16 protein-coding genes are annotated in these 17,621 nt (G+C 69.6%); 11 read left to right on the top strand and 5 right to left on the bottom strand.

All coding sequences use genetic code 11. The features are described from left to right. Positions 1-19 precede the first annotated feature (19 nt). The 3 genes from HNP44_RS04140 to HNP44_RS04130 all read right to left on the bottom strand — a co-directional run bounded on the left by HNP44_RS04140 (position 20) and on the right by HNP44_RS04130 (position 2,926). Positions 20-781, bottom strand: a complete 762-nt coding sequence (locus tag HNP44_RS04140; protein ID WP_259141326.1) for a decaprenylphospho-beta-D-erythro-pentofuranosid-2-ulose 2-reductase — start codon at positions 779-781, stop codon at positions 20-22. Positions 782-809: 28 nt separating this feature from the next. Next, the gene (locus HNP44_RS04135; protein WP_259141327.1) at positions 810-2,231 is read right to left on the bottom strand and encodes an FAD-binding oxidoreductase; all 1,422 of its coding nucleotides are present in this window, start codon (positions 2,229-2,231) and stop codon (positions 810-812) included. Between the two features lie 68 nt (positions 2,232-2,299). Beyond that, positions 2,300-2,926 (bottom strand): TetR/AcrR family transcriptional regulator, encoded by a 627-nt coding sequence (locus HNP44_RS04130; RefSeq protein WP_259141328.1) that lies wholly within the window; start codon positions 2,924-2,926, stop codon positions 2,300-2,302. A 98-nt stretch (positions 2,927-3,024) separates the two neighbouring features. On the opposite strand from HNP44_RS04130, the gene HNP44_RS04125 reads away from it, so the two are divergent. The 5 genes from HNP44_RS04125 to HNP44_RS04105 all read left to right on the top strand — a co-directional run bounded on the left by HNP44_RS04125 (position 3,025) and on the right by HNP44_RS04105 (position 9,553). Continuing rightward, positions 3,025-4,185, top strand: coding sequence for an acyl-CoA dehydrogenase family protein (locus HNP44_RS04125; RefSeq protein WP_259141329.1), 1,161 nt, complete (start codon positions 3,025-3,027; stop codon positions 4,183-4,185). Positions 4,186-4,490: 305 nt separating this feature from the next. Beyond that, the gene (doeB2, locus tag HNP44_RS04120) at positions 4,491-5,639 is read left to right on the top strand and encodes a N(2)-acetyl-L-2,4-diaminobutanoate deacetylase DoeB2 (protein ID WP_259141330.1); all 1,149 of its coding nucleotides are present in this window, start codon (positions 4,491-4,493) and stop codon (positions 5,637-5,639) included. A gap of 34 nt (positions 5,640-5,673) precedes the next feature. Continuing rightward, positions 5,674-6,927, top strand: a complete 1,254-nt coding sequence (locus HNP44_RS04115; protein WP_259141331.1) for an aspartate aminotransferase family protein — start codon at positions 5,674-5,676, stop codon at positions 6,925-6,927. Next, positions 6,924-8,177: an ectoine hydrolase gene (doeA, locus tag HNP44_RS04110; RefSeq protein WP_259141332.1), complete on the top strand. Its 1,254-nt coding sequence runs from the start codon at positions 6,924-6,926 to the stop codon at positions 8,175-8,177. The genes HNP44_RS04115 and doeA overlap by 4 nt, the downstream gene beginning before the upstream one ends. Beyond that, positions 8,174-9,553 carry an aldehyde dehydrogenase family protein gene (locus HNP44_RS04105; RefSeq protein WP_259141333.1) on the top strand — a complete coding sequence of 460 codons (1,380 nt, stop codon included), beginning with the start codon at positions 8,174-8,176 and terminating at the stop codon, positions 9,551-9,553. The genes doeA and HNP44_RS04105 overlap by 4 nt, the downstream gene beginning before the upstream one ends. On the opposite strand, the gene glmS is transcribed toward HNP44_RS04105, so the two are convergent. Together glmS and HNP44_RS04095 are read right to left on the bottom strand one after the other, a co-directional pair. Further along, positions 9,554-11,389: a glutamine--fructose-6-phosphate transaminase (isomerizing) gene (gene glmS, locus HNP44_RS04100; RefSeq protein WP_259141334.1), complete on the bottom strand. Its 1,836-nt coding sequence runs from the start codon at positions 11,387-11,389 to the stop codon at positions 9,554-9,556. A 14-nt stretch (positions 11,390-11,403) separates the two neighbouring features. Beyond that, complete coding sequence (locus HNP44_RS04095) at positions 11,404-11,664, bottom strand: hypothetical protein (protein WP_259141335.1); 261 nt, start codon at positions 11,662-11,664, stop codon at positions 11,404-11,406. 149 nt (positions 11,665-11,813) lie between these two features. Between HNP44_RS04095 and HNP44_RS04090 the strand changes: the two genes are divergently transcribed. From HNP44_RS04090 to HNP44_RS04065, 6 genes are all read left to right on the top strand, one after another. Beyond that, positions 11,814-12,032, top strand: coding sequence for a helix-turn-helix transcriptional regulator (locus tag HNP44_RS04090; RefSeq protein WP_259141336.1), 219 nt, complete (start codon positions 11,814-11,816; stop codon positions 12,030-12,032). Further along, positions 12,022-12,513, top strand: coding sequence for a hypothetical protein (locus tag HNP44_RS04085; RefSeq protein ID WP_259141337.1), 492 nt, complete (start codon positions 12,022-12,024; stop codon positions 12,511-12,513). The genes HNP44_RS04090 and HNP44_RS04085 overlap by 11 nt, the downstream gene beginning before the upstream one ends. 29 nt (positions 12,514-12,542) lie before the next feature. Continuing rightward, complete coding sequence (locus HNP44_RS04080) at positions 12,543-12,980, top strand: GtrA family protein (protein WP_310437654.1); 438 nt, start codon at positions 12,543-12,545, stop codon at positions 12,978-12,980. Beyond that, a complete protein-coding gene (locus HNP44_RS04075) occupies positions 12,980-14,695 on the top strand; it encodes a hypothetical protein (RefSeq protein ID WP_259141338.1) in 1,716 nt (571 codons plus the stop codon). The genes HNP44_RS04080 and HNP44_RS04075 overlap by 1 nt, the downstream gene beginning before the upstream one ends. 147 nt (positions 14,696-14,842) lie before the next feature. After that, positions 14,843-16,357, top strand: a complete 1,515-nt coding sequence (locus tag HNP44_RS04070; RefSeq protein WP_259141339.1) for an FAD/NAD(P)-binding protein — start codon at positions 14,843-14,845, stop codon at positions 16,355-16,357. Further along, complete coding sequence (locus HNP44_RS04065) at positions 16,350-17,561, top strand: MFS transporter (RefSeq protein ID WP_259141340.1); 1,212 nt, start codon at positions 16,350-16,352, stop codon at positions 17,559-17,561. Before HNP44_RS04070 ends, HNP44_RS04065 begins: the two co-directional genes overlap by 8 nt. Positions 17,562-17,621 lie beyond the last annotated feature (60 nt).

Below are 17,621 nucleotides of genomic sequence, written 5' to 3'. Positions count from 1 at the left end.
CGAGAATCGGACGCGCCCCCTAGATCGGGAGCTTCTTGAAGATCGGCTGCGGGATGTTCTTCAGGCCGAAGCTGACGAAGCCCCACGGTGCGGGCGCGTAGATCAGCGACTTGCCCTTGATCGCGGCGTCGACGGCGAGGGTGGCGATGACGTCCTTGTCGATCGTCAGCGGCGCCTCCTTGACGTGCGCGGAGAACTTGGTGCGCACCATGCCCGGGCGGACCACGAGGACGGAGCCGCCGAAGGGCTCCAGGGCCTGGCCCAGGTTGAGGTAGAAGCCGTCGAAGCCGGCCTTGGAGGAGCCGTAGACGAAGTTGCTGCGGCGCGGGCGCAGGCCGGCGACGGAGCTCATCGCGATGATCTGGCCGTGGCCCTGCTCCTTGATCTTCTGGCCCAGGAGCACGCCGACGGAAACGGCGCCCGTGTAATTGACCTGCGCGAGGAGCACGGCCTTGCGCTGGTTCTGCCAGAGCTCCTCGGCGTCGAAGTCGAGGGCGAAGGCCACGATCGCGACGTCGATGTCGCCACCGGAGAAGGCGGCGTCGATGGTCTTCTGGTGACCGTCGAAGTCGGTCGCGTCGAAGTCGATGACCTCGACCGACGTGGCGCCGGCGGCCTCGACCTGCGCGACGGCCTGCTCGCGCAGCGGGTCGTTCGGCAGCGCGGCGAGCACGACGCGCATCGGGCTCTTGGCGAGGTACTCCTCGACGATCGATAGGCCGATCTCGGAGGTGCCGCCGAGCAGCAGCAGGGACTGGGGGACGCCCACGGCGTTCTTCATATGTCTTGGTTCCTTGCGGTCGTGAGGCTTAGGCGAGCTCGAGGCGGCGGCCCATGTCGGACATGAAGACGCCCGTCGGGTCGATCCGGCGACGGGTGGCGATCCACTCGTCGACCCGCGGGTACATGGCGTGGAACATCTCCGCGGTGGTGCGTGAGTCCTTCGCGGTGTACAGGCGGCCGCCCATGGCGAGAACGCGCCGGTCGAGCTCGGTCACGAACTCGTGCAGGCCCTTCTTGATGGGGAAGTCCACGCAGACGTTCCAGCCGCGCATCGGGAAGCTCAGCGGCGCGTCGTTGCCGTCGCCGAAGAGTTTGATCACGTTGAGGAAGCTGACGTGACCCGAGGCCTGGATGTCGACGATGATCTGCTTGAACTCGTCCTCGTTCCCGGGCGGCACCACGAACTGGTACTGCAGGAAGCCCTTCGGCCCGTAGGCGCGGTTCCAGTCCCCGAACAGATCCAGCGGGTGGTAGAACTTCGTCAGGTTCTGGATCTTGCCCTGGTAGGTGGCACCCGTGCGGTAGTACACCTCGCTGAGCAGGGAGAAATCGAACTTGTTCGCCAGGCCGTGCGGGAAGATGTCGGGCAGCGTCACGAGGGACGGTGCGTCGAACTTCAGCGGGTCCTTGGCCAGGTTGTCAGGCAGGTCCTCGAGTTTCGCGAGGTTGCCCTTGGAGAAGCTGCCACGGCCGAGCTTCTTCTTGGAGATCGAGTCGAACCAGCCGGAGGCGTACTCGGCGCCCTCCTCCCAGCCGTTCAGGTGCAGGTCGATCGTCTCGTCGAGATTGGCGGTCGTGCAGCCGTCCGCCTTGAAGTAGGCGGTCTCGGTGCGCTGCATGTTCAGCTTGGCGCGCAGCACGATGCCGGTGAGGCCGATGCCGCCGACGGTGGCCCAGAACAGCTCGCCCTTCGGGTCGTCCGGCGTGCCCTTCGGGGCCAGCGTCAGGATGCGGCCGTCGGCCACGAGCAGGGTGATCTCGGCGACCTGGTTGCCGAAGCTGCCGGTCGAGTGGTGGCTCTTGCCGTGGATGTCGTGCGCGATGGCACCGCCGATCGTCACCTGGCGCGTGCCAGGGAGGACGGGCACCCACAGGCCGTAGGGCAGGGCCGCCTTCATCAGGGTGTCGAGGTCGACACCTGCGTCGACATCGACGATCGCGTTCTCGGCATCGATCGCGTGGATCGCGCTGAGCGGCGTCATGTCGATGGTGAGGCCGCCGGAGTTCTGCGCCGACTCGTTGTACGAGCGGCCCAGCCCGCGCGCGATCACGCCGCGTCGCAGGTAGGCGGGCTTGTCGACCTCGGCGTCGGCCACGACGGCGACGGCCTGGGCGATCTGGTCCACGTCGGGGGTGGACAGCACGTGCCCCTCGATCGGGGTGGTGCGCGACCACCCCATCAGCTTGCGCGTCGAGATGGGCAGATAGGGAAGAGTTGTCTCGGACATCGCCCATCAGATTACCGCGCCCAACCTGAGTCGATGCTGAGGTTGAAGCCGCTGTGACCTCGTCTTGGTCACACGTCGGGGCGGTGCGGCCCCGCGGGCTCGGTGCTCACCGACAGTCGAGGTTTGTCGTCCGACGGTGCGCCCGGCTCGCGCAGGTGCTCCCACATCGCGTCGACGAGCGGCTGCAGGAACAGCGTGCCCATCTGGCGGACCATCATCGCGATCACCTGGTCGGATTCCGGCCGCTCGGTGGAGGCGAGGTGCGCGGTGCGCAGGCGGAGGACCTCGCTGCGGCCCAGTTCGGTGAGCCGGATCAGGAGCGGTGAGCCCGTCGGGTCGAGGAAGGACCGACGGAGGTAGTCGACGACCGCGGGGTGCCGGGCGAGCATCTCGCGGACGGAGGCGTCCCGGGCCGCCGCGACGTCGGCGGGCGCTCCCTCGTCGGGGACACGGGCGATCGCCTGCGCGTGGTATTCGACGATCTGCTCCTCGACGGCGGTCCGGAGGCCGTCCTTCGTCGTGAAGTGGTGTTGCACCAGTCCGACGGTGACCCCGGCTCGCGCGGCGACGGCGCGCAGCGAGACGGCGCTCGTCCCGTGTGCGGCGAACAGCTCGAGCGCGGCGTTGCGGATCCGTGCCTTCGCGGTCAGGTCGTCGTTCGCCGCGGGGAGGCCGGCCGCTGGTGTCCCTTCCACCTGCGTGATCCTAGCGGCTGAGGCCTTGCGCGATACAAACGCATCGTGGACTATACGAATGTATTGTCCGCTCGAGCGCTGAAGAGAAGAGACTGCCCATGACCGCACTGTTCCCCGACTATCACCCCGTCTGGGAGACTCCCGAGCACACGGAACTGCGCAAGCACGCCGCCGAGTTCTTCCGCCGTGAGGCCACACCGAACCAGGAGCGGTGGGCCGAGCAGCACCAGGTGGACCGCGAGTTCTGGAACAAGGCGGGAGCCGCGGGGCTGCTCTGCACCGAGTTGCCTGAGTCTCTCGGCGGCACCGGCGGCGACTTCGGGCACGACACCGTCGTGCTAGAGGAGCTGGTCTTCTCCGGCGACGGTGCCTTCGGCTACGGCGTGCACTCCACAATCTGCGCGCACTACATCGACGACTGCGGCACCGAGGAACAGAAGACGCGGTGGCTGCCGAAGGCGGCCGCGGGCGAAGCCGTGCTGGCCGTCGCGATGACGGAGCCCGGTACCGGCTCGGACCTGCAGGCCGTGCGCACCACCGCGGTCCGCGAGGGCGATGAGTACGTCATCAACGGTTCGAAGACGTTCATCTCCAACGGCAGTCACTGCGATCTGCTGATCATCGTGGCTAAGACCGATCCGAGCCAGGGTGCCAAGGGGATCTCCCTCATCGTCGCGGAGACGAAGGACCTGCCCGGCTTCGAGCGCGGGCGCGTCCTCAAGAAGATCGGACAGCACGGGCAGGACACCCGCGAGCTCTCGTTCACCGACATGCGCGTCCCGGTGGAGAACCTGCTCGGCGGCGTGGAGGGCCAAGGCTTCTACCAACTGATGCGCCAGCTCCCCCGCGAGCGGCTGAGCATCGCCATCGGCGGCGTCGACGCGGCGGAGAAAGCCGTGGTCGAGGCCATCGCGTACACCAAGGAGCGCAAGGCCTTCGGCCGTCCGATCGCCGATTTCCAGAACACGAAATTCGTGCTCGCCGAAGCCAAGACCGAGGTCTTCGCCGGCCGGACGCTCATCGACCACTGCATCGGACGCGCCATCGACGGCACCCTCGACGCCGCGACCGCGTCCATGGCGAAACTGTGGGCCACCGACATGCAGTGCCGCGTCGTCGACAAGGTGCTGCAGCTCTTCGGCGGCTACGGCTACATGATGGAATACCCCATCGCTCAGCTCTACGCGGGCGCACGGGTGCAGAAGATCTATGGCGGCACCAACGAGATCATGAAGGAACTGATCGCGCGCAGCCTCTAGTGGGCGCCGCGGATCTCTTGCAGCGCAGGATGTCGGCGCAGTCGGACCATCGACGGGGCGATCCGTAGCAGTGCTGCGGTCTCGTCGACGGTGCGGCACCTGCGCGACGCGCAGGTGCCGCACGCGGGTTCAGCTCGGGCGGCGGCCCGCGGATCCGCGTGCCGTGCTTCCCGTGCCCCACGCGGATTCACGCGGATGCATCGCGGACCCGGGCAGATCCGTCGTTCGGGTGACGTCCGTGCGCCTTCCGTCGGATCGCGGTACGTTGGTCAGGACCGAAACGGACACCCATCCGAGGAGGTCCGATGAACGATTCTTGGGCCGAGACCGTTGCCCGGGCCACCGAACTCCGACGCGAACTTCATCGCCGCCCTGAGCTCGCCTGGGCGGAGCACGCCACCGCCGCGGCCGTGCGCGCCGAACTCGACGCGATCGGTCTCGCGTGGCGGCCCTGCGCGGACACGGGCACCGTCGTCCGCCTCTCCCCGACCGCGACCGGCCGGCATGTCGCGCTGCGCGCGGACATCGACGCCATGCCTATCCGCGAGGCGACGGGCCTGCCGTACGCTTCCGCGACCGACGGCGTCATGCACGCGTGCGGGCACGACGGCCACACTGCCGCCCTGCTCGCCGTTGCCCGGTGGCTCCACGCCCACGAATCGAGCCTTCCTGGCCCGGTCACCCTGCTGTTCCAGCCCGCCGAGGAGGGCGGGCACGGTGCGCGCGGCATGATCGCCGACGGTGCACTCGACGGCGTCGATGTCGTCTTCGGCTGGCACAACTGGCCCGGCATGCCCCTCGGTCGCGTCCTCTGCCCCGACGGACCCGTGATGTCGGCCAACGGGACCTTCGAGGTCGAGCTGATCGGCCGGGGCGGCCACGCCTCGCAGCCCGAGGCCACCCGTGACCCGGTGCTTGCCGCCGCCGCGGTCGTGGTCGCGCTGCAGCAGATCGTCGCGCGCCGCACCTCGCCGCAGCAGGCAGCCGTGGTGGCCGTGACCTCCCTGCGCGCGGACAGTGCCGCCACCGTCACCCCGGGCACGGCCCGGCTCGCGGGAAGCGTGCGTGCGGCCGACGACGCGGCCCGCACCCGGGTTTTCGCCCTCATCGACGAGATCGCGGGCGGCACCGCCGCCGCCCACGGCGTGCGTGCCGACGTCCGGACCACCGCGCGTTACGGGGCGACCGTCAACCATCCCGGCCCGGCGGCCGAGCTGCGGGACCGCCTGTCGACGGTGCTCGGCGCGGACTGGCCCGAGCCGGCTGCCGCGACGCCCGTCCTCGCGTCGGAGGACTTCAGCTACTACCTGCAGCGGATCCCGGGGGCCTTCGCGCTCCTCGGCTCCGGCACCGAGGCGCCGCTGCACAGCGCCGAATACGACTTCGACGATGCCCTGCTCGATCCCGCGGCGCGCCTGCTGGTGGGTCTCGCAGGGGCGCCGGAGCCGCCCTGACCGAAGAGAGTCGAACGGAACGAAAGGAATTCGCATGGACACTGCTGCGTTCGAGAACTGGGAATCGGAAGTCCGTGGGTACTGCAGGAACTTCCCCACCGTCTTCGCCTCCGCGTCCAACGCACGGCAGGTGGACGAGGCTGGGAAGAGCTACATCGACTTCTTCGCGGGCGCCGGCGTGCTCAACTTCGGGCACAACAACCCGAACATGAAGCGCGCCATGATCGACTTCCTCGAGGCCGACGGCGTGGCCCACAGCCTCGACACCTACACGACCACCAAGCGCGACTTCCTCACCCGCTTCCACGACGTGATCCTCGCGCCGCGCGGCATGGACCACCGCATGCAGTTCACAGGACCGACCGGCACCAACGCGGTGGAGGCAGCGCTCAAGCTCGCCCGCCTCGCCACCGGCCGCCGCGAGGTGGTGGCCTTCAGCCACGGCTTCCACGGCATGACGCTCGGGGCGCTCGCCGCCACCGCCAACCACGCCTTCCGGCAGTGGGCGGGGGTGCCGCTGCGCGACGTGGTGCGCCTGCCCTTCGAGAGCGCCCCCGGCGGCAAGACCGCTCTCGCGGACTACGCTGCCGCCCTGGCGGACCCGTCCAGCGGCCACACCCCGCCCGCCGCCTTCCTCGTGGAGGCCGTGCAGGCCGAGGGCGGCGTCAACGTCGCGAGCGCCGACTGGCTGCACACGGTGCAGGATCTCGCGCGGGAGACCGGCGCGCTGTTCATCATCGACGACATCCAGGCGGGGTGCGGGCGCACCGGAAGTTACTTCAGCTTCGACGGCTACGACCTCGACCCCGATGTCATCACCCTCGCCAAGGGGCTCGGCGGCTACGGCACGCCGATCGCCATGAACCTCAACAAGCCCGCCGTCGACGCGCACTGGTCGCCCGGTGCGCACACCGGCACCTTCCGCGGCCAGGGCCTGTCGATGGTGGCGGGCACCGTCGCCCTGGACTACTTCGCCGACGACGAGCTGATGACCACCGTCGCCGCCAAGGGGGAGACGATGCGCAAGCGCCTCGCCGGGCTCGCCGCCGCCCACCCCGACCGCGATTGGGAGGTGCGGGGCAAGGGCATGATGCAGGCTCTGGACACCGGCGACGGGGCCTTCGCCAAGGCCGTCCAGGCGGCGTGTTTCGACGCCGGACTCCTCGTCGGTCCGTGCGGCAGCGGAGGGCGCGTCCTGAAACTCATCCCGCCGCTGACGATCCCCGACGAGGACCTCGCCGCGGGCCTGGACATCCTGGAGGCGGCCGTGACGGAGGTGGCGCGATGAAGCGGCGCGACGATATGACCTTCCCGCCGGAGGAGTACGAGCGGCGGTTGACCGAGCTGCGGGAGCGGATGGACAAGCGCGGGCTCGACGCCGTGGTGATCACCGACCCCGAGAACCTGATGTATCTCACCGACTATCAGACCACCGGCTACTCCTTCTTCCAGGCGCTCGTGGTGCCGCTCGACGAGGAGCCGGTGATGATCACCCGCGCGATGGAGGAGTCCAACGTGATCGCGCGGACCTGGGTGGAGCGCACCCGCCCCTATCCCGACACCGGCGACGCCATCCAGGAGCTGGTGCTCACCCTCAAGGAGGGCGGCCTCGGGACCAAGCGCGTGGGCTACGAGCGCAACAGCTACTTCTTCCCCGCGTACCAGCAGGACCGGGTGCACACCTCCTTCCAGCACGGTGTGCTCATGGACTGCTTCGGCATCGTCGAGGCGGGGCGGGCCACCAAGTCCGACGCCGAGATCGCGGTGATGCGCAAGGCCGCCCGCGCCGCGGAGGCCGGCATGGCGGCGGGGCTGGAGGCCGCAGTCCCCGGGAACACGGAGAACGACGTGGCGGCGGCGATCAGCGCCGCGATGTTCCGCGCCGGCGGGGAGTTCCCGGCAGTCATGCCGTACGTGGCCTCGGGCCCGCGGTCGATGATCGGTCATGCGACGTGGGAGGGTCGCACCATCGAGCCGGGCGAGCATGTCTTCCTCGAGGTGGGCGGCTGCTACCGCCGGTACCACGCCGCGCTGATGCGCACCGCGGTCAACGGCGAGCTCTCGCCCACCATGTACGAGGCGCAGGAGCGGATGAAGCTGGCTCTCGCTGAACTGAAATCGCTGATGCGGCCAGGGATGACGGTGTCCGACGCCGACTCGCTGGTTCGGCGGATCATCTCGGACAACGCCGTCGGTGCGCGGCTGATCACCCGGTCGGGCTACTCCATCGGGATAGCCTTCCCGCCGTCGTGGGACGAGGGCTACATCCTCAGCCTCAACCCGGGCGACTTCACCGCGCTGGAGCCGGGCATGACCTTCCACGTGATCCCGTGGATGTGGGGCGTCGACGGCGACAAGACCGTCGGCATCTCGGACACCATCCGGATCACCGATGACGGCTGCGAGTCCTTCTTCACGCTCGACGAGGACTTCGCCGTGCACGACGGCGCCGGCGGCCCGGCCGTCTGGGCGGCGAAGGGCACGGCGGCCGGCGAAGGGCCGCAGCAGAACGCAACTGAGACGGAGGTGCTGCCATGACGACGATGCTGACCGCGATCGACCCGTCGACGGGCGAATCGATCAGGGAGGTCCCAGCCGCGGGCCCCCTCGAGATCGACGCGACGCTTGAGCGCGCCGAGACGGCCTATCACGACTGGCGGCGCGCGGGCTTCGCCGAGCGGGCGCGACTCCTGCGCGCGGTGGGCGCTGAACTACGTCGCGGCGTCGAGGATTACGCCTACGTGATGACCGAGGAGATGGGCAAGCCCATTACTGAGGCGCGCGGCGAGGTGAACAAGGCGGCGTGGGCCGCCGAGCACTACGCCGACCACGGCGAGCAGTACCTGACTGCGGAGGCCGTCGTGTCCGATGCCACCTCCAGCTACGTGCAGTATCTGCCGATCGGCCCGGTGCTCGGCGTGCTGCCGTGGAACGCTCCGTTCTGGTTGGCCTTCCGGTTCTGCGCGCCCGCGCTCATGGCGGGCAACACGGCCGTCATGAAGCATGATCCGCACGTCCCCGGCTGCGCTGCCGCCATCGCCGGCGCCTTCCGTGCCGTCGGCGCACCCGACGGGGTGTTCGCCTCGCTCCCAGTGGCGACGCCCGATGTGGCCGGCGTGATCCGCGACCGCCGGATCCGCGCCGTCTCCTTCACGGGCTCCGATCGAGCGGGTTCCGCGGTGGCATCGGTCGCGGCCTCGGAGATCAAGCCCGCGGTGCTGGAGCTGGGTGGGTCGGACCCGTCAATCGTGCTGGCGGACGCCGACATCGAGGCGGCCGCTGAGGTACTGGCGCTGTCCAGGATCATCAACGCCGGACAGTCTTGCATCGCCGCGAAGCGGATCATCGTCGAGCGGTCCGTGCACGACGACCTCGTTGAGGCGCTGCGCACCCGGCTCGCCGCGCTGCGGATGGGCGACCCCAGGCAGGAGGACACCCAGGTCGGCCCGATCGCGAGGGCCGACCTGCGGGACAACCTGCACCGCCAGGTCACCGAGACCGTGAGGGCGGGCGCCAGTTGTCTCCTCGGCGGGACGCTGCCCGACGGACCGGGGTTCTACTACCCGCCCACGCTGCTGACCGGAGTGCGGCCCGGAATGGCCGCGTGTGCGGAGGAGACTTTCGGTCCCGTCGCCGCGGTGATGGCGGCCGTCGACCCCGACCACGCCGTCGACCTCGCGAACGCCACCCCGTACGGCCTCGCCGCGAGCATCTGGACCGAAGCGGCACGCGGCGAGGCCATCGCGCGGGAGCTCGAGGCCGGGCAGGTCAGCGTCAACGGCATCGTCAAGACGGACCCACGGCTGCCGAGCGGTGGCATCAAGCGGTCCGGCTACGGTCGCGAGCTGGGCCGTGCCGGCATCCACGAGTTCGTCAACGCCCAGCAGGTCTGGGTGGGTCCGAAGCGGGACTGACTACTCGACGGTGACCGACTTCGCCAGGTTGCGAGGCCGGTCGATGTTCAGTCCCAGGCTCAGGGCGGCGTAGTAGGCCAGAAGCTGAGTGGGGATCATCAGCAGGATCGGATTCAGTTCGGGCTCGTTCTTCGGCACGGTGAGCGTCACCTCCGCCTCGGGCAGGTCGACGTCGGGATTGGTGATCGCGACGATTCGTCCTCCGCGTGCAGAGATCTCATGTAGCGCACCGATGTTCCGGTCGAGAAGCTCGTCGTCCGGGACGATGGCGACGGTCGGCATCGCGGAACTGATCAGCGCGAGCGGGCCGTGCTTGAGCTCCGAGGCCTCGTAGGCCTCGGCGTGACGGTAGCTGACCTCCTTGAACTTCTGTGCGCCCTCGCGGGCTGTCGGATAGCCGCGCACACGGCCGATGAAGAACAGGCTCGGTGCCTCGGCCAGGAGCTTCGCTGCATCCTCGACATCGCCGGGTGCGCTGAGGATCTCCTCGATCTGCGACGGGAGAGCCTTGAGGCCCTTGACGATCCGCTTGCCATCGGTGATCGAGAGATCGCGGACCCGCCCGAGGGCGAGTGCGAGTAGTGCGAAGCCGACTGCCATGTGGGTGTTGGCCTTGGTGGAGGCCACCGAGACCTCGGGGCCGGCGTGCAGATAGATTCCGCCGGACACCTCGCGAGCGATGGTCGAGCCGACCACGTTGACGAGTCCGACGATGGTGCCGCCCTTGCGCTTGACCTCCTGCACGGCGAACGCCGTGTCCGCGGTCTCACCGGACTGGCTCACTGCGACGTAAAGGGTGTCGGGCTCGATGATCGGGTTACGGTAGCGGAACTCACTGGCGGGCTCGGCGTCCGCGGGGATCCGAGCCAGCTCCTCGATAACCGAAGCACCCAACTGGCCCATGTAGTAGGCGCTACCGCAGCCCAGGATCTTCACGCGCTTGAACCGGCGCATGGCCTGGGCGTCCAGGTTCAGACCGTCGAGGCGCGCGGTCGCGAAGCGCTCGTCCAGCCGACCGGACAGCATGCGTTCGAGCGAACTCGGCTGCTCCGCGATCTCCTTGAGCATGAAATGACTGTGATTGCCCAGCTCCAGGTCATCAGGCGAGATATCCACGAAGGTGGCGGACTTCGAAACGGCCCGGGCGTCGTCGGCACTGAACATGCGGAAGCCGGAAGCGGTGACGGTCGCGCACTCGCCGTCGTCGAGATGGACGACCTGGCTGGTGTGCCGTACAACGGCGGAGATGTCGGAGGCGACGAACATCTCCTTGTCGCCGACGCCGATGATCAGCGGGGAGCCGTTACGGGCCACGACGATCCGGTCGGGATGTTCCGTGTCGATCACTGCCAGTGCGTAGGTGCCGCTGAGCCTGGACAGCGTGGCACGGACCGCGTCCTCGAGGGTCTCCGCGCCGCTGCGAGCGATCAGGTGGGCTACGGCCTCCGAGTCGGTGTCCGAGGCGAGTTCGACACCGTCTGCCTCGAGCTGGAGTCGTAGGTCCCGAGCATTGTCGATGATGCCGTTGTGTACCAGGAAGATCCGCTCGTTGCCCTGGGCGTCGGGGGCGGAAGTGTGCGGGTGCGCGTTGGCCTCGGACGGCGCGCCGTGCGTGGCCCAGCGGGTGTGGCCGATGCCGGTCTTGCCTGCGAGCCGTTTCGGCAGCGCGGCTTCCAGGTCGCGGACGCGGCCGACGCTGCGGACGCGCTTCGCGCCGGACGGCCCGAGCACGGCGATACCGGCCGAGTCGTAGCCGCGGTACTCGAGCTGGGTGAGTCCGTCGACGAGGATGTCCACGGCCGTCTGGCCACCGATGTATCCGACGATTCCGCACATGCTGGGTGGTGCTCCTAGCTGTAGACGAGGCGGCGCAGTTGCCGCTCGGTGAGAGTGGGGGCGGCGACGAGCCGGCTGCTCAACTCGTCGATGAGGGTCGCGAAGATCTCCGCGTTCTTGGCGCCGCGGCTCTGCAGGTCGCGATGCCGACGGCGAACGAACTCCTCGACCGGTTCCCGGTAGTAGGCCGTGACGTCGTCGATGACACGCCCGGCCTCGGTGGCGGAGAGCCCCGTGGTCCGCGCGATGTGATCGACGAGATCGCTATCCGGCACGGCTTCGATCTTCCGTGCCCGACGGTGCCGTGTCAATTATCTGCCCGGAATCGGGCAGGAATGAGACTGAATCGTCCGATCGGCTCGGTGAACGACAAGAGTGACAAGAATACTTGACACAATATGTCAAGGTTGCTTGACTCTGTCGTGTGGAGGGCGACGAGAACCCGGTGCGGGCGCGGCGACGCGACCAGCGCATCACCCAGGCCGAACTGGCCGCCGCCGTCGGCGTGAGCCGGCAGACGGTGGTCTCGGTCGAGAAGGGTGACTACGCGCCCAGCGTGTACCTCGCGCTGAAGGTGGCCCGGGCCCTCGGCGCCACCGTCGAAGAGCTGTTTCCCCTGAAGGAGGACGATCATGTCGGCTGAGAGTCGTATCGAGGACTTCATCCTCGCGCCGTCGGACCCCGCGTGGGGCGATGAGCGCAACCGCGAGGAGTACTACCGGGCGATGGCGGTGGGCTACTACTGGGCTGCCCCGGCGGCGCTCGTGGCCTCCCTGATCGCGGCGGCGGAGGGCGCCCGGATCGCCGCGATGGCGGTACTCCTGCTGCTGCTGGCGACGCAGCTCGCCACGTACCGCTACTGCTCCCGGCACGGCGTGCCGTTGGCGTCTATCTCCCGCGCCTTCATGACCCCGAAGCGCAAGGCCGTGATGGCGGCGATCCTGATCCCGTACCTCGCGGTGTGGTGCTCGCTGCAGCTGGACCGCGACCCGAGCACGATCGCGGGCGCTGCGGTGGGCGGGATCGTGGGCGCGGGGATCGCCGCCGGCGCCGTGTTCCTGGCGGCCCGGACGGAGCGTCGCCGGGAGGCCGCGGCCGCCGCCGACGACGACGTATTCGAATAACGAAGGATCCATCGGTACGCTGTGACCTCGTGACCACCTCCGAAGCCGCCGATCGGGTACCCCTCGATCTCAAGACCCAGCTCGTGCGCTTCGTGCTGACCGGCGGCTTCTCGGCGGTGGTCGACTTCGGGATCACCCTCCTGCTCGGCAAATTCCTCGGCCTGGACGAGGCCCTGGCCAAGACCGTCGGCTTCGTCTGCGGCACCACCACCGCGTACCTGCTCAACCGTCGCTGGACCTTCCAGGCCGAGCCCTCCACCAAGCGGATGATCGCGGTGTGGGCGCTCTACATCGCCATGTACGGCGTGCAGTTGGGCATCTACATGGCCTTCTACACGCTGTTCCCGCCGCCCGAGGACGGCATCGGCAGCTACGTGAACCGCCTCGTCGCCTTCGTCGTCGCCCAGGGCACGGCGACGGTCGTCAACTTCATCGTCCAGCGCACGGTGATCTTCAAGCTGATGTGATGGCCCGGGCAATTCGGCCGCGGCGAACACTGCTCGTCCCCGGGGCTCTCGCGCTCCTCGGCGTCCTACTGTCGCTCTGGCACGGCGGGCGCCCGTCCGTCTGGTTCGACGAGCTCGCTACCGCCTCCGCCATCGACCGCTCGCCCGGCGAGCTGTGGCACCTGCTGACGAACATCGACGCCGTGCACGGCCTCTACTACTGGGGGGTGCGCACCTTCTCCCTTGCCTTCGGGCTCGACGAGGTGGCGCTGCGGGCGTTCTCCGCGCTCGGCGTCGGCGCGGCGGTCGCGGCCTGCTACTTTCTCGCGCGTCGGCTCGGCGGGGAGACCTTCGCGCTGGTCGCGGGTGTGATCGCGGTGATCCTGCCGCGGCTCACCTGGTCGGGCGTCGAAGCCCGCTCCTACTCCTGGGTGATCGCCTCTGCGGCGCTCGTGCTGATCGCTGCGCACCGGGCCGCATCGTCGACCGGTGAACCCGGTGAACCCGGTGAACCCGGCGCGGCGAGCGGTCGTCGGCGCGACCCGCGCCGTCGGGCCTGGCTCGCCTACGGTGCGGCGCTGCTGCTCGCGACGGTGCTCTTCCTCTACTCCGCGACCCTCGTGCTCGCGGTCCTGGTGATCCTCGCCGCGGACGAGCGGACCCGCACCCGCACCGTGCTGAGACCCGCGGTGATCGCGTCGGCGGCAGCGATCGCGCTGGCGAGCCCCGTGGTGATCCTCGCGGCGACGCAGCGCGACCAGGTGTCCTGGCTCCAATGGCCGGGGTGGCGGATCTTCCAGAACGTACTGGTCGATCAGTGGTTCGACCACTCGTACGCCTTCGCGATCGCGGCGTGGCTCGTGATCGCCGTCGCCGCGCTGCTCTGGTGGCGGCGCGGCGTCGACGGATCCGCGCGGACGAGGGACGGTGGACCGGCGGATGCGGCACCGACGGGCACGTCCCCCATGGACCTCGCCTGCGTGCTCCGCTACGGCCTGGCCGGCGCACTGGTGCCGCTCGCGGCGATCCTGCTGGTCTCGCCGATCGTCCCGTCGTACGTGGGGCGGTACGTGAGCTTCACGGTGCCGGGCGTGGTGCTCGTGCTCGCTGCCGCGGTCACGACGGTGGCGCGGGCGCTGCCGCGTCCGCGGGTCGCCGGCGCGGCGCTGATCGCGGTGCTGGCGGTGACTGCGATACCCGGCTACCTGTGGCAGCACAGCCCGCTATCGAAGCCGGGCGGCAGTGACTTCAGCTACGCCGCGCGCTACATCCGTGACAATGCGCGACCCGGCGATTGCGTCTTCTTCCAGGTGCAGCCGAGCTGGGCGTGGCCCTCGCTGCGGATCGTGCACGACGGCCTGCCGGGAATGTTCGACGGCCTGCGGGACATGGGGAACGACGGCGACCGCCGCTCCGACGGGAAGCTCTGGGACAAGGAGAAGGGCGTCAACCAATGGGCGTCCTGGGCGGCCGACGAGTGCACCGCCGCCTGGGTGCTCGCCGACGCCGACCGGCCCGAGGACGATTTCCGGCAGGAGAACGGCAACCTGTGGTGGACCTTCCGCCCGTTCCGGTTCATGGGCACCGACATGCAGGTCTCGCTCGACTACGGTGGGCTCGCGGTGGTGCACCAGGAGCAGTTCCACATCCTCCAGGTGGTGCACCTGGTACAGCCCCCACCCGCCGAGGGGCCGGACCCGCAGCCGCTGCCGCACACACGCCATACGTACTGGTGAGCACTGAGGGAAGAGCTGTTCGTTAGGCGCATATACGACTTTGTCCGGTCTGTCCACCCTTGTCCGGTGTGACGTATCTTCTCTTGCCCACCGTGTCGCCCTTCGCGACGATCGTTACGCACAGGTAACGATCGAGGGGAGAGCGTCGTGGTGTCAGTCGGGATCGTCGGAGGGGGTGCCGCCGCCGTGAGCCTGCTGCGGCAGCTGCCCGTGAGCGACGATCTGTCCGTCTCCGTCTACGCCGACCGGGTCATCGGACCCGGCCGGGCGTACGCGGAGGAGTCCGATTCCGCCCTGCTCAACCGGCAGGCCTTCGCGATGTCCATCTCCGCGGAGGAACCCGGCGAGTTCGTCGAGTGGTGCCGCGCGAACGAGCCGGAGCTCCTCGTCGAGGGCGGGCACAGCTTCGTCCCGCGCTGGGCGTACGGCCGCTACCTGCGGCAGTGCACGCAGGCCCGCGCGGTGGACTTCGGCGACTCGCTCACGAGGATCACCGGCCGCGTCACCGACGCGGCCCGCGAGGGCGACCTGTGGCGGCTCGTCGTGCACCGCCCCGGCTTCGCACCGGAGACGTACCGACACGACGTGGTCGTGCTCGCGCTGGGGTCGAGCCCGCCCGCCGACCCGTACCGGCTCGAGGGGACCGAGCACTACACCCAGGACCCGTACCCCGTCGACGAGTGGCTGCCGACCGTCCTCGGTGGCCAGTCCGCCGCGGTGATCGGCACGGGCCTCAGCGCGATCGACGTCGCGCTGGCCGTGCGCTCGCGCAGCTGGGACGGCCGGCTGTTGATGGCCTCGCGCCAGGGCATCCTCCCGGACGTGCGCAGCGACCTCGAGCCGCTCGACTTCGATCCCGATGTGGGCGCGCTCATCCGGCGCGTGCAGCTCAAGCACGGTGGCCTCGAATGGGAGGACGTCGTGAACATCGTCGACTACCTCGCCGTGGGCGAGGGCCTGCGCCGGTCCGAGGTGCGCGCCGCCTTCCGCGCGATCGCCGAGCCCGCCGGGCCCCGGCTCGCGGGCTTCGCCGGCCGCCCCGTCTCGATCGCGCCCGAGGTGCAGCGGCTGGTGATCTGCGTGGCCCAGTACTACGCGAACGACCTGTGGTCCGCCATGACCCGCTCGGCGCGGTCGGCGATGGTCGCGTCGGTGCACGCGCCCTTCCAGGCCCTCGCCAACCCGCTGCCCGCCCGGAGCGCGCAGGTGCTCGGGGACATGGTCGTCGACGGTGCGCTGACCGTGCGGCACGGCGTCCGGGACGTGGCGCCGTCGGCCTCGGGGCTGGTGGTGAGCAGCGCCGACGGTGACGAGGCCGTCCAGCACGTGGTCAACGCGACCCGGACGCCCGCCGGGGCGCCCTCGGGTGCGGCGGCCAGCCTGGTCTCCTCGCTCGTCTACGGCGGCACCGCCCGCCGCAATCCCTATGGCGGGCTGCGGATCAATGTCGCCGACAACGCGATCGTCGGCCGCGACGGCACGTCGGTGCCGGGGCTGTACGCGCTCGGCGAGATCGCCTCGGGCGACCTCTACTACATCAGCAGCATCGCCAAGATCCGCCGGCGCGCCCGCGCCGTGGCGCGGTCCATCGCCGAGCGGGTGAATCCGGCGGTGCCGCAGGCGGAACCGGTGCCCGCATCGGTGGCGGTGACCGGTGGCTGAGGCGAGCGCGGTCGCCGAGCGGTCGGAGGCCGGGGTGGGCACGCCGGAACGGTGGGCCACGATCATGCTGCTCGTCGCGGTCACCGCGCCGCAGCTGGGCCTGAGCCTGCTGAACCCGTCGACGCCGCAGATGGCGATCGACCTGCACACCTCCGTCTCCGCGGTGCAGCTCACGCTGTCCTGTTACATGGCGGGTTACGCGGTCTCGATGTTCGCCGCGGGTGTGCTCGCGGACCGCTTCGACGCCCGAACGCTACAAGCGCTGGGCCTCGTCCTGTTCGCAGTGGGCGGGGTGCTCGCAGCCGCCGCCCCGACGGTGGCGGTGCTCGGTGTCGCCCGGTTCGTGCAGGCTGTCGGCGGTACTTCGGCGACGGTGCTGTGCCGCTTGGTGATCCAGCGCCGGTACCCGACGGACGCTCGGATGCACCTCCTCACGTCCCTGTCGATCGTCATCGCGGCGACGCCCGCGCTCTCTCCCTTCTTCGGCTCGGCGCTGGTCCAGGTCGCGCCGTGGCGTGCGCTCTTCCTCGGCCTGGCCGCTGTCGGTCTCGTTCTCGCCCTCGCCTTCCTGCGGCTCGTGCCCACGGCCGCGCCAACCACGCCCGTCGCGCCGACCCCGCGCGCTATCGGGCGGGGCATCGCGGACGCCTTTGTGCGCAAGGGCTTCCACCGGCACGCGGTGGTGATCTCGCTTGCCTGGATGGGCTACTTCCTGTTCATCGAACAGTCCGCGTTCATCCTGCAGGGGCTGCACGGCGCGACCGAGATCCAGTACGGGCTGCTGCTCATTGTCCCCGCGCTCGGCTACATCGCCGGCAGCGTGGTGATTCGGCGGGCCGCTTCCGCGCGGACCGCGGTGCGGCTGTGCACGATCGGCTCGACGCTCGGGGGCGCCGCCCTCGTGGCGCTGGCGGCCCTGGGTGTCCCGACGGCCGCGGCGGTGGTCATCCCGCTCGCCGTCGGCTTCCTCGGTGTGGGCGCGGCGATTCCATTCGCGCAGGCCGGGCTGTTGGAGCTGGACCTGAAGGCTCAGGGCGTCGGCGCCGGGCTGTTCTTCTTCCTCCAGATGGGGGCTGGTGCGGTGTACTCCGTGGTGATCGAGGCGTTGCACCTGCGGTCCGCGGTCAGCACGTCGGTGGCGATCGGCCTGCCGCTGCTCGCCCTCGCCGCCGTCGTCTGGGGGACCACGCGCGCGAAGCCATGACGCGGAACACGACGGCCCGGGAACCATCCGGACCGAGGTCCGGTTATAGTTCCCGTATCG

The sequence above is a fragment of the Tsukamurella ocularis genome (assembly GCF_024807615.1).
GTDB classification, from domain to species: Bacteria; Actinomycetota; Actinomycetes; order Mycobacteriales; family Mycobacteriaceae; genus Tsukamurella; species Tsukamurella ocularis.
This window is presented reverse-complemented; position numbering and strand designations above follow the sequence as displayed.